Raw genomic sequence first — 12,942 nt, 5'->3', positions numbered from 1 at the left:
AGGATTAATATGTGAAAAGGCTACAAAGCTACGTTTGAAAACGTGCTTTGTAGCCTTTTAGCCTCTTGGTTTACTCAGATAAAAATAAACCGGGTTTTCTATTGGTCTTAGTCCTAAATTTCTTCACTGGAAACCATTTAGTTTATAACGATAAGGGTTTATTATCTACATTCTAATCTAAATCCTTTTTAAACTTTGCAGGGACCCCCGCATAAAGCGTTTTCGCAGGAACATCATTCTTTACAAATGCTCCGCCTCCTATAACCGACCAAGCACCAATATTGATTTTTTCACGGATAGAGGAACCAATGCCAACGTATGCTCCTTCACCAATCGTAACATTACCTGCAATATTAACTCCAGGACCTACCGTTACATAGTCGCTAATGACATTATCATGACTAATGTTCGAACTCCGATTTATGATAACAAAATTCCCTATTTGAACATTTGTGGTTATAATGGTTCCTTCACAAATAATCGATCCAACTCCAAGTGTGTTCCTCTTTGAAATGAAAACAGAAGGGTGCACTATTGTATCAGCAATCTCAAAACCTGCATGTATTGTTTTGGTGACAAACCGCTTTTTCAGAGATGGGTCTCCTACACCGGCACAAACAATTTTAATTTTGTTCCGAAGAGGATAAATATCATGAAGATCGCCCAAAACCGGTACATCATCTATTATTTTCCCCTTCATTTCCGATCTTTCATCAAGAAATCCTATAACCTCATAACTTGAATTTTCACACAGGTGATTTATCTCACGTGCATGCCCTCCGCAGCCCCAAATGACGATTTTTTTCATGATTCCAATCCTTTTGCTAATACTTGTGTAACTTGCACAATATCACTTTTTTTCATTTCTTCCCAAAGAGGTAAGCTCATTATGCGTCCTGAAATATTATTGGTAACTGGCATTACTGTCCGATTGAATGATGTGAAAAATTTTTGTTGATGACAAGATGGGGAAAAATAGGTTCGTGCTTCTATTTGATTGTCAGCCAGCAATTTCACAAAATCCAAATTACTTTGATCATTTGGACAGAGAACAGGCATAAATTGATGGGCAATGTCCCCTTCTGATTTTTGGAGCTGCCACTCATTTTTTAACACAGGGGTTTGTTGGAATTGCTCTAGGTACCATTGATGAATTTGTTGTCTTTTTCGGCTTTTTTCAGGAAAGGCATCCAGAGTTGCAAGAGCTACAGCTGCGCTATATTCCGAAAGTTTGCTATTAAGACCTTGTGATATAGTTTCCCTATTAGTCGAGAACCCAAAATTTCCTGCTTGTCGAATTTGACTGATCAAGTCTTTGTCAGCACTATAGACTAAGCCGCCTTCGCCAATTCCAAATGATTTAGTAGCATGAAAGCTGTATACGATAGGGCCGGGGAAATTCTTACCAAATGATCCACTACGCCCTGATGTTCCAAAACTAGGGGCAGCATCAAAAACCACCGGTATTCCGGACTCATGAATCTGCTTATAAAAGGATAGGTCTAAGTCTGTTCCAAAGGTTGCGTAGGGAACAACTACCGCCACTTCATCTCCTAATTTTGTTAATGAATCTTTAACAAGTTCTTCATTCATACACCAATCGTCTTTGTTCACATCTACAAAATAAGGTTCTAAACCACACCACATTGCTGCTAAAGGGGTGGCAGAAAAAGTAAAGCTAGGCATTAATGCAAACCGCCCTTTAGGACGTTTACTCTGATTAATAGCTAACATCAATCCACTGGTAGCATTATTGACCGTGAGCACCGCTCCGTTTCCTTCATAGTATTCGGTTAGGACTCTATTCTCAAAAAGAGTATTTAATGGTCCATAATTACTGTACAATCTAGATTGTTCAATCTGAGCTAAATAATTGGTAAATGTGTCTTGTTTCACCAAGTTGGGTCTTAAAAACGGAATTTTACGGATGTTTTTCATCTCCGTTTCAACTAATCTATAGTTTTAATTACTTTTTCACATATTGGCTTATAAGTATTCGATGATCCATCCAAAACCCAAAAATAAATGGTTCAGATATCCTGTTTTATTGCTGTAAGGGAGGATTGTTGGTAGACAAGCTGCATTATGTTATGACGATGTTGGTGCAAAGCAGATTTAGGTCAGGGCTTTCTAACAAAAAACCTATCTTGAATCAAAAGTAAGTCTAGCCGTTTATATATATTCCAATTGATACGATTCGCGATTGATGAGATTTTTTCAATTCAAAAGTTCTTTGGTATCCCTTCCATTCATATTCCTTTTGAATAAATTTTATGGCTATAAATTGGCAATTAGCAGGAATCCGATAATTTTATTAGTACTTTATTAAAAAATGATGAACAACGACATCCGTTTGGCTATATAAGTAAATTCAGCTAAAGTAACTTAGAGTGTCACGAAATCGGGACAAAAGTACATGTACCAAGGCTGGGTTTTCATTATCTCTTTGAAATAGAAAGATGATTTTCAGCATAAGATGTCATTGAGGATTTAGAGTAAATCAGACAGGAAGTGTTATATACTCAGCGGGGATGATTTTTAGGTTAATTTGTACCAGATAGTATATAAAATATCTTGCCAAAGAATCATTGAATACGGAAGAAGTCCGTAAGCCCGGCTGTTTATTCAATTTAGTGGATCATTGCTGTACAACATATGTGGGAAAACCCAAGCATAAAACAAATGTTGCTTTGCAACAAGAAATGTAATTTGCTATTGCTCTGAAAAAAATATGTCTGGAACAAAGAAGGATATAAATATTATAAATGTGAATTGTATCAGTTAAAAAATGGGAATTAATAGGAAATCGGCAAATACTTATCACTTTGGATAATTATTAGACTTGGATGAAAACCTTAAACAGTGCATTCCAATTGTTGGGCACCCCCTTTAGAATGTATCAAATGGAGTATTTATTACATGGATCAGGGAGCTGCGAATTCTGTTAAACTCTCCAAGCCGGACGATACGAATGGAGTAGCATTAACGATTTCTATTAAATTGGTCAGACAAACGAGTATTCCTAAAGTTAATTTCATTATGGTGGATATAGATCCTAAAAACCCTCGTCTTTACGTTTCATTGGGAACTGAATGGAGGGAGTTTCCATCGCTGGTCCAAGTGCCTTTTTATGAGAAAAAACGATGGTTACATTTTAATTACACAGCTGATATTCATTCACACATTTATTTTACTGCTGGCTAAAATCTACCATCCTCTACCTGAGAATATAACAATACCACCGACAAAATCTTCTGAAAGGCATTTAGTATCAGGGTACACTGCTAGTTACAAGTCCCAAAGACAATCGTGTAGGGGAGAGACCTGTAGATGATTCTGGATGGAATTGCTTATATTTTTCATGAAAATTCATCCAAAGTTTCTATCCTTTCCTATCCCGTACTCTAGTCCTGAAAAAGAGGGAAAGTCAATTATTTAAAACACTGCAAAAGGGGATAGAAACCAACTTTAAAGAGTTAGAAGTAGTGGTTGTAGGTCGTGTTCCCTCAGAAGTTGAAGCTTAGCTGCTAAAGCACCTATGCGAGCAATCCGATGGTGGCCAATGGAACCTGATGATTCTTTGGAAACGTGTATCCAATATGCAAAATATTGTGCTTCATGTCAGGAGAAAATAGTAATAGTTCCTTATTACATTAGAAAATGCAACCCGACTAGTCGTGGGGCTTTTTAAGAACTCCAAAATGTTAATACAAAAGTTTGAAAACGGGTCATAAACATAAAATGAATGAACGTAAAAAAACAGTCTTAAAGCCGCTCGTCGGGCACCTCAGTTCTCCAAACCGTTCTTTTTATGTTTTAAATGGCTCTCTTAACTTATGGTTTGGGATTCTTTTTTTGCCCCAAAAGTGCTAACAACATTTTGAACTTATACATTCTCTGTATAAATGGGAAGGTCTGTTAGGTAGTTTCCCAATGCCGGCTAATTGATACCAACTTTGTGTGGTGCATTGTTGGGGATTGTCCTATCTGTGGTATGTATTTATAAAAGGATTAATGCTATACAGAACACGATCATAGCAGGGTAGTTCAGTTCTATTTTTGCTTCTGTTAATAACAGTTGCTTCGCTAAAGTTAAATGAATAAGCAGAAAATAATTAACAGTAGACAACTAGAGACTAAACAAAATGACCCTGGTTTAAAATACCAGAGTCATCAATAGCTGCTTAAACGATTAAGATCTCTTTAGACTAACCTTTAATCAGGTTTTCGTAACTTAATATGATTTAACTTTTACTGTTATTTCAATTTACGTATGAGGCGCAAACTATCGTAATCACAAACAAGTACATACTCTTTACTCTCACATAGTTCATCAACAGCCCTTCTAACATCAGGATAAACAGTGTAGTCATGAAACGCTATAAATCCTCCGCGGACAACTCTTGGAGCATATAACTCTATATCTCTTTTTACGCCTAAATAACTATGGTCTCCATCTACAAACAGGGCAGATATGCTCTCAGGACAATCTTTTATAGCATCATGGCTGAAATTTTTTATTGGAGTTACATAGTTTGCAAGACGGAAATTTAGAATATTATTCTGAAATTCATTAAAATAATCGGCATAAGCTCCATTAGAGATAAAAGGATCAATGGCAAAAATTGTTCGTTTTCTTTCACTTATCGACTTGCTCCCGAGACCTAATGCAACAGTACTTTTCCCTTTAAAGGAACCGATCTCAACAATTTCCCCATCTAAATGATCAACAAGAGCTGGCAAATGTAGTAATGCAGTTTGCTCTGAAGGTGTCAACCACCCACTGACTGAATCAATGAAATTATACAATTGGCTAATTTGAAACTGAGTAATTTTAGGTCACCTCTCACAAAACCCGTTATTTTCTAATGCTTTTTTTACCGCTTCTAAATATTGGAACTCATATTTTTTATCCGGTTCTAAATAGGTTCCTTCGCCCCATTCATTCCAGGCATTAATAAACAAAATGTCACTGTTTATTTCAAGAGATCTTTTTATTTGTTGTGTTAGATAAAAGGAAAATTTTTCGGGAGTCGCGCCGGTGAAGATGAGGGGGGCATTTCCTGCAACCCGGGCGGAGTTATCCCAATCGAGGAAGGCTCCTAGATAAGTTTTTAGACTATCCTTGTCAGCCATTCTTTCTAGTATAGAGGACCAGTATTTATCGTAATCCATTAGATCAAATTTTTGCTTATAACCATCAACTGCTCTTCCACAATGGATACCATTTGTTAAATACATTGTGTATCCAGGCTCAAACTCAAGACGAGCATCGAAACCTTTAAGTTGAGGGTTGTTAAATCTATTTAAAGTTTGGATAACATAAATTCCATCAAGTCCATTTTCAACAGCTAATTTTTGCCAATACTCCAGCATTTCCTCGCAATTGGGAATATCGCTAGGACGATAAATCAGAAATAAAGGTTTGTTTGCTACTCTGATATACCTTTTATCTTTAAATGCTGTTAGGAGAAATTCGAAATGTTCTTTCCAATCTGCTTTTTCTCCGTAATCTTGATCTGCCAATACCTCATGATTTGAACCGGTCCATGTTCTGGTCCACGGATCGTTTGCCCAGGAAAGACAGAAGGGGAAATCGGGCTTCCCTTTTTGAAGAACTAAATCAAATGGTTTATGAAGAAATCTTTTTCCTTTAAACCAGTAATGATAATAACAAAATCCATAGATGCCATATTTTCTTGCAATTTGTGCTTGCCATTCCCTTGCAGATTCGTCTCTCAAATCATAGTAATAGTCTTGGTATGGCTCTTTCGGCTGATAATGTCCAGGAAATAGAGGTTCTGCTTTTTTGGTATTGGTCCATTCGGTGAATCCTTTTCCCCACCAACGATTATTTTCTGGAGTTTCATGGAATTGAGGTAAATAAAAGGCTATAAGTTTCAAATTTTTGTCACTCCTATAATAATGTTTAAATTAGAACACTTTTGTTTCATTAATATTTAAACCAATAGGATTGAGCTTCACCCATTCATTCATTCATTGATAATCACAGCTGTAGTTATATTGTATTCATCCCATTCTTATTTTGGGATACATTTCAGGCTTAATTGCGATATGGAAAGTAAACGTGAAATTTGCTTAGGAGTTTTCCATATATATTATCAAACCCTAATCAAATAAAGGGGGATGTATAAAAGAGCAGCTTCCATCCGTTATATAAGCTTGTCATCCAAAAGAGTCCGTATAAAAGAAATTTATTTATTATCGTGACAAACTGTAGAGATTTCTTATTTTATTGGTGGGGTATATTTGCATGTTCCTATAAAGGAAATAATCCAATTATCTCTAATTTTCAAGATCAGGTAATAGTACTGGTCGACATTAAAGTACACGTATTAGAAACCAGGGTGCAAAAACCATGAGCCAAACCTTTTGGAATAAGACCCTGGCGTATTTATTTTTTTTTTACTAAAAATTACATCCTATCCACTGACCAAAAGTATGGGGTTTATTCGAGTAACAAAAATAACATTCAAAATGGCACCTGAATAAACTCGGTGCAACTTTGTGATAGAGAATGGTTTCTTAATCCCCACCAATATCAATGTGCAATAGGATGCATTGTGCAGTCTCCATTAAATAATTTCATTATTGATAGCCAGTGGACGGGGAATACAGAAAGTTAAAACACTCATGCAGTAACTTTATTGTAAATTTAGCTGATTAATCAAACATGGATAGGAGCATTACAAATTCTTATGAATTCATGAATGCTAATATACCTTGGAACACAAATTATTTTGGATATTGTTGGGATAAACGTTTTATTCAAATTTTCCTCTTATAGGTCCCTTGAACTAAGATGGTAATTTACAGAATAAACCCCTTCATTTTCCAATAGTCTATATTTCACCTTTTCAGATGAAGAGAATAGCTAAAGTTTATAAAAACTTACAAATGAATCAACACGAATCAATAATTTGTGTGTCGGATTTTTGAAAAGGGGATGGATATGTCAAGAAATCGCATTTCAACAACACCTGAATGTGGCTTTGCTTAAGGGGATTGTGCAGAGCACGTTGAGAGCCAGCATGCTCATTGGTATGGTTGGGATTGTGGCTTTGGATACAGTATACATTATCGAGTCTGAGTACATGAAATGAATCGATGGCAAAATGTGCAAAGACAAACTACCATGAATGGGAATACCATCCGTCATTTGGTTGGTTTACTGTTGAAGGCTATCCTCAAATGCAGGACACCAAATAACAGAATCAGTCGCCTAATTCTTGTGTAGATTGAATAGTCGTTTGGTATCAATAGTTATTGGACATATGAAGCACGGATGTCAGTAACAACTAAACCTCGGCATGGACCCTGTGGGTCAGCGTGACTGACATCCATCTCATTGTAAGGTTGGAGGAAGGAATTTGAGAGCGAAGACTCTGTGAGACATGGGAGGGGTGAACTTCGTGAGATATGTAGACATCCACCAGTGCGATCATTACTTCAACCCAATTTTTATATGGAGTTTGCTAGTGTATTATAAGTCTTTTTTCAAAATCCCCAATTATATCCTTTTTAGATAGTTTAATCAATTTGGAAGAAAAACCTTGTAATCTGATGACTATGAAACTCTAAGAAAACCCGAGAAATCGAGAGAGCTTGCCCTTTCTATATTGAGGGAGGTTAAATGAACAAGAAAATATTGGCATATAACGAGAACAAGAATAAGCTTATGTAAATTGACCTTATTGACAACATAGGAAATCAGGTTTCTTATGATATGGATACAGAAATGGGCAACCATCCAGATATACAATTACTTATACGTAAGAACTTCCAGAAAACCATGATATAATGTTAGATTACGGAGAAGAAGTCCTAGTTGTTGGAATAGTCTATAATAGATAAATTGGTACATATAGAATGTACTGTAATTTATTACTTCATTTGATTTTTCATTAAATGAATCTGTTCTAAAAGTTCTATATGTTTAAGATCAAAAAAATCTTTTGGAGCTTGAGTATAATCACGGAGGAAATTTCTTATTATTGAAACCTCTTTCTGAAGGGACAAGCTTATATTTTTTCTATCTAATGAATCGCGGAAACTTCTTCCTAACCATCCTACAGAGGATTTTAATCTTAATTGTTCACATAATATTAATTCTGGATTTACGGGAAGTGTTGTATCTGATAATTTTGCTATACCTCCGAACCCCCATGGAATTTTTTTATTGTTAACAATTGTGGCATATTCTTGTAATGAGCCATTCAATATAGGTTCAAAAATAGTCTTGTATCCGAAACTTATGCTAAGATCATTAAATCCTATATGAATTTCATGAACGCCCTTCAAATCAACTATTTGAGGAAGAAGTTCTGCTGCTTCCTTAGTTTCAATCAACAAGCTATTTTTAACCGTCCCATCCGTTAGTTTTAGAAAAGTTTTTACCTCATCCATGGAATGAAAAAAAGGGAGCATCACGATATCCGCTCCCAGTCGGATTACGGTATCCACCTCTTTTTTTGAATTATTGTTAATAGGATTTATACGGACAAAAAGAGAATTTTTTTTTAATTTTTTTTTTATTGTTGGAATATCAATGATCGAATGATCTGATAAAAAAAGATTTCTACCAGATTGGCGGATGTTTTTATCTTTTACCTCTAGGTCAATCATAATCCGATCTATTCCTGCAGCCTGTACATAAGTAGCCATAATAGGGTCGTTGGTAATAAAAGATAAAATCATAGGTTAATCCACCTTCCATGCTATTACTTCTTCAATGAATATATCCAGTCGGCATTTGTCAATGTAGATGAAGAGGATCATGGGTTTACTTTACAATACTTTAACAGATTCTTTTTTCAACTTTTCAAATTCCTGAAGTTTTTTTTCTTCATCCCATAAATAATGATATCCCCATTTATTAATATGATCCATTACTCTAAGCCTTGTTCTTAGTTCAGACAATCGTCTGTTTAAATAGTTAAATCCTATATATTTATAGTGTAAAAGCAGTATTTCTTTATTGGACGGCTTTTTAACATTACCCGTAGGAGAAGCAGAATGCCTACCAACAGAAAAATTTATGTCTTTAATCTCACTCGGATTAAAAATTTGGGGTTTATCTAGATATTCCTTTTTAACTCCATACCTTATACTTTCATACAAAGGTTCGTTACTATTGGGGAATAAATCCGAAACCATTTCATAACCTTCGGGTACAATGAGTGTAATACCATTAGAAGTACATTCTTCCAGGTACTTTCTAAAATTAGGATGATAAAAATGTTCATCTATGTTACAGATGATAACCCAGTCGGCCTTCACTTTGTTATGTTTCCAGCATTGATTGTATTGATCTAGTGTTGATTGAACAACAGAAAAACCCTGTATCTCGAATTTATTTACATTCACTTTGGAATGTGACCGTAAAATTGATAAGGAATTGTCTGTTGAGTCATTATCAAAAATATAATACTGATCAACTATGTTATCATAATGCTTGAAAAAATACGGAAGCATTTTTTCTTCGTTCCAGCATAAGGCATACAAATGTATTATCACGTGATGCGCCCCTTCCATAAGTTGAAAGTTCTTTAGTATTAGATTAACTGTTGTATCATCTTTTGAATTGAAAACGTTTGTTATAATGGTTCATTTTTCATGATTTCCCCATCCTTTACAGTGATCTCGAACCATATATTTTTCTTTCAATCTTATTAATACTCTAAGGCCTATATAATATGCTATTTATAGACGAATAAATTAGGACAGTAGTCGATTTTCAATATCAGTTAAGGCAATGGAAGAAGGCAGCATTAGAACAATGCCATAGCTGTTTACGAAAGAGAACAAAAAACAGGATCAACTCATATCGGATTATAAGTCAAGTTTCAAAACTATACCCCGACGAAGCTATCGTTGCTTAAAAAAATTAAAGAGAAAAAAAGAACGGCTGTATCTTTTAGATTAGGAGGATTCTGAACTGCCTGTCAACATCGGTTTATTTTTGTTCATGGACAAGTAGAAAAGGGGCCAGTAATAGAGTTTTTTTCACCAAAAAGGGAAGCTGATTAAAAAGTTTAAATAAAAAAGTGAATAATTTAAATAAAGGAAGGTTAGGAAAGGAAGTTCAATAGGAACAACAAAAAGACAGTTGTTTTAGTGTCGGAAAAACCGTCTTTTCACTTCAATGTAATGTTTTAGCGTGTATTTTATGTTAAAATGTTGGCGCTCTACAGAGTTTGAAGGTTTGTTTTAACTTTTCATTACCTTTACCGGTCATAGTATTTATTACCCTCTTATGATAGATTATTCTTTTCAATCTAAGCTAATTTCATGTTTATATTGTTTTCAAGTAAATATTGATTTAACTTATTTATCGTTTCTTTATTTATCTCTATACCAGTATCAGAAAATTGTTTTTTAAAATTGGATTTTCTGTCACCTGGAATCAAAATTTCATCCCCTTTAATTACACTAGAACTTGATTTTATTATATTGTAATAATCTTTAATTAAATCATAGAAAACTTCTCCTATAATTAATTTAGGATCAATTACAACAAACATAAAGCCTACGTTCATGCAATTTTCCATATTTCTATAAAAAGATCCAACATCATTTAAGAATGATGCACCAGAAAGTACCCCAGATAAAATATCTACCATCATTGAAATACCATATCCTTTATAACCACCTAAAGGTAATACCATACCTTCAACGGCCTTTTGAGGGTCTGTCGTTGGATCTCCATTTATATCGGTAGCCCAGCCTATGGGTATCTTTTTACCATCTCTTAATGCGATATTTATTTTTGATTTAGCAACCTGACTAGTAGCCATATCTAAAGTAATTGGAAACCCTTTTTTAACTGGAATTGAAATTGAAAACGGATTAGTACCTAAAAGCTTTTCATTTCCGTTCCACGGAGCCATAGCTGGAGGAGTATTACACATTACTATACCAATCAAACCTTCTTTTGCAGCCATGGCTGAATAGTAAAATGCAGGACCAAATGTATTGTTATTATAAGAAAATACACTAAATGTTCCTTTTTGTTTTGCTTCTTCTTTTGCTAATTTCATAGAATACTCTGCTGACAATGCTCCGAATGAGCCATCACCATCTACTACTGCAAATGAGATTCCTTCTCTTACTTTTCTTATATTGGGATTAATATTGTAACCACCTACCTTTAACTTTTCAATATGAGCGGGGACTACCGTTACTCCATGAGTATTTACTCCACACAAATCCGCTTCAATAAAAGAGTTTGTAATTACCTCTGAATCTTTCTCAGAAATCCCGTAACTATTAAATAAAGTTGTAATAACTCTTTTAACTTGACTAACTTGAACTCTAGTAGTGTTTTGGTTATTCATTAATTTACCTCCTATTTAATCTGATTTACTAACCCAAAATAAAAGGGGCAGCAAGAAGTGTGATTAATAAGGTTGGTGACTATTATTGCGATACGCAAACTTTTAGATACTGTAAATGTGCAATTGAATTATTATATTCAGCCCTTGCTTTAAGAATGCTAAAGTTAAAGATTGGAGGGATTTAATCATTAAAATACATATAAAGGAAATTTTGGGAAGTTGTCCGAAATGAGATTGAAAACATACATAAATTAGTAGCATTATAATTCATAGATGAAAAGGATGGATATTGAGGTTCTAAGTTTCTGCATATCATATTTGCATCAGGAGGTAGAAGATAATATTTCTACATATGAAAAATTGACTGATTAATATTCAAATGTAAATAAACATATGAAAGCATTTGACTCCATCTATGATCATTCTAGGATCACCCACGCACCGAATTTTGCTGCAGGTTAGGAATGCATTTCTTAGAAATGAAGAAATTACATACGGCAGTATTTTGGTATGTTAGTGAATCAAATTGGGAATGGAAATGTGTTTATGAAAAAAACCATCATTATTATACCTCTCAATTTTTAAAATGGTTTTTTTAAAAAAACTTCCACTCAATTGTCTTCCCACTCGGGTCATTCGTCCGATATACTTTGGATCTATTACAATGTTTTACAGCTAGTTTTAGAATTCCCTTTCCCAATAAGCATACATAATCTGTAACAATAATTACTTCTTTGGTTAATCAAGCTTTTGAACTCGTTTTTCTCCGAATATAATGGATGAATTCTGGGTTCTTTAACATAGGCCCTCATAGTTCAGCAGCATAACAATTCTTGATCCTTACTAATCCAGTACTCTTCCTGATTTTACTTTCCCTCTATTATCTTTCATATATATGCTCGTTGTGACGAAAATCGTGTTAGTCAGTCACATTGTTAAGTTCCAAAGTAAGGTTAAATTCATTAAAGGAAGAACGAGACTTATTTATTCCTCATACAACGATCGTGTCTTTGGTTCATTTCCTTTATTCAAAGGCTGGATAACGTAGACTTATAAGAATATGCTTAGGGATTTTAAAATGGTTCGGTTTTTTTAAAAAACAGGCAGGTTTTATCCAATCCAATTAATTCAGGATTCATACGATAAAGTAATGTTTTGTGAAAAGGAGGATACAAAATTGGGTAAGGATAAAAAAGATAAAAAATGTAAAGATTGTGGACATAGCAAATGCAAATGCGATCATAACAAATGTAAGGATTGCGGACATAGTCAATGCAGATGCGATCATAACAAATGTAAGGATTGCGGACATAGTCAATGCAGATGCGATCATAACAAATGTAAGGATTGCGGACATAGTCAATGCAAATGCGATTCTAAACAAGAACAAAAGGTCGAGCAAAACGTTAATGTGGAAGTAAACGTATCTGATAATGATAAAAAAGGAACGCAAGGACCACAAGGGCCACAAGGAACACAAGGTCCACAAGGACCACAAGGGACACAAGGACCACAAGGGCCTCAAGGGCCTCAAGGGCCTCAAGGACCACAAGGGCCTCAAGGACCACAAGGCGATCAAGGACCG

Annotated in this window: 9 protein-coding genes and 1 pseudogene; 3 read left to right on the top strand and 7 right to left on the bottom strand. The window is 34.8% G+C overall.

All coding sequences use genetic code 11. The features are described 5' to 3' along the window. Positions 1-172 precede the first annotated feature (172 nt). Together QUF78_RS00050 and QUF78_RS00045 are read right to left on the bottom strand one after the other, a co-directional pair. On the bottom strand, positions 173-808 hold the full coding sequence (locus tag QUF78_RS00050; RefSeq protein ID WP_289323142.1) for an acetyltransferase: 636 nt from the start codon (positions 806-808) through the stop codon (positions 173-175). Continuing rightward, positions 805-1,929 (bottom strand): DegT/DnrJ/EryC1/StrS family aminotransferase, encoded by a 1,125-nt coding sequence (locus QUF78_RS00045; protein ID WP_289323252.1) that lies wholly within the window; start codon positions 1,927-1,929, stop codon positions 805-807. The genes QUF78_RS00050 and QUF78_RS00045 overlap by 4 nt, the downstream gene beginning before the upstream one ends. 990 nt (positions 1,930-2,919) lie before the next feature. Here QUF78_RS00045 and QUF78_RS00040 point away from each other — a divergent pair. Further along, positions 2,920-3,204: a class I SAM-dependent methyltransferase gene (locus QUF78_RS00040; protein WP_289323141.1), complete on the top strand. Its 285-nt coding sequence runs from the start codon at positions 2,920-2,922 to the stop codon at positions 3,202-3,204. 1,053 nt (positions 3,205-4,257) lie between these two features. On the opposite strand, the gene QUF78_RS00035 is transcribed toward QUF78_RS00040, so the two are convergent. Both QUF78_RS00035 and QUF78_RS00030 read right to left on the bottom strand, forming a co-directional pair. Further along, positions 4,258-4,776: a class I SAM-dependent methyltransferase gene (locus QUF78_RS00035; RefSeq protein ID WP_289323140.1), complete on the bottom strand. Its 519-nt coding sequence runs from the start codon at positions 4,774-4,776 to the stop codon at positions 4,258-4,260. A 63-nt stretch (positions 4,777-4,839) separates the two neighbouring features. Continuing rightward, positions 4,840-5,904, bottom strand: a complete 1,065-nt coding sequence (locus QUF78_RS00030) for a glycosyltransferase WbsX family protein (protein WP_289323139.1) — start codon at positions 5,902-5,904, stop codon at positions 4,840-4,842. A gap of 1,096 nt (positions 5,905-7,000) precedes the next feature. On the opposite strand from QUF78_RS00030, the pseudogene QUF78_RS00025 reads away from it, so the two are divergent. Further along, a pseudogene (locus QUF78_RS00025) lies at positions 7,001-7,192 on the top strand (glycosyltransferase); the annotation flags it as partial. Positions 7,193-7,905: 713 nt separating this feature from the next. On the opposite strand, the gene QUF78_RS00020 reads toward QUF78_RS00025, so the two are convergent. The 3 genes from QUF78_RS00020 to QUF78_RS00010 form a co-directional block, all read right to left on the bottom strand. After that, entirely contained in the window at positions 7,906-8,718 is an 813-nt protein-coding gene (locus tag QUF78_RS00020) for an aldolase/citrate lyase family protein (RefSeq protein WP_289323138.1), read from the bottom strand. 90 nt (positions 8,719-8,808) lie between these two features. After that, positions 8,809-9,495, bottom strand: coding sequence for a glycosyltransferase family 2 protein (locus QUF78_RS00015; RefSeq protein WP_289323251.1), 687 nt, complete (start codon positions 9,493-9,495; stop codon positions 8,809-8,811). A gap of 803 nt (positions 9,496-10,298) precedes the next feature. Then, a complete protein-coding gene (locus QUF78_RS00010; RefSeq protein ID WP_289323137.1) occupies positions 10,299-11,357 on the bottom strand; it encodes an Ldh family oxidoreductase in 1,059 nt (352 codons plus the stop codon). A 1,214-nt stretch (positions 11,358-12,571) separates the two neighbouring features. Here QUF78_RS00010 and QUF78_RS00005 point away from each other — a divergent pair. Next, entirely contained in the window at positions 12,572-12,778 is a 207-nt protein-coding gene (locus QUF78_RS00005) for a hypothetical protein (protein ID WP_289323136.1), read from the top strand. The last annotated feature ends 164 nt before the right edge of the window (positions 12,779-12,942 follow it).

The sequence above is a fragment of the Peribacillus sp. ACCC06369 genome, assembly GCF_030348945.1.
Taxonomy (GTDB): Bacteria; Bacillota; Bacilli; order Bacillales; family DSM-1321; genus Peribacillus.
This window is presented reverse-complemented; position numbering and strand designations above follow the sequence as displayed.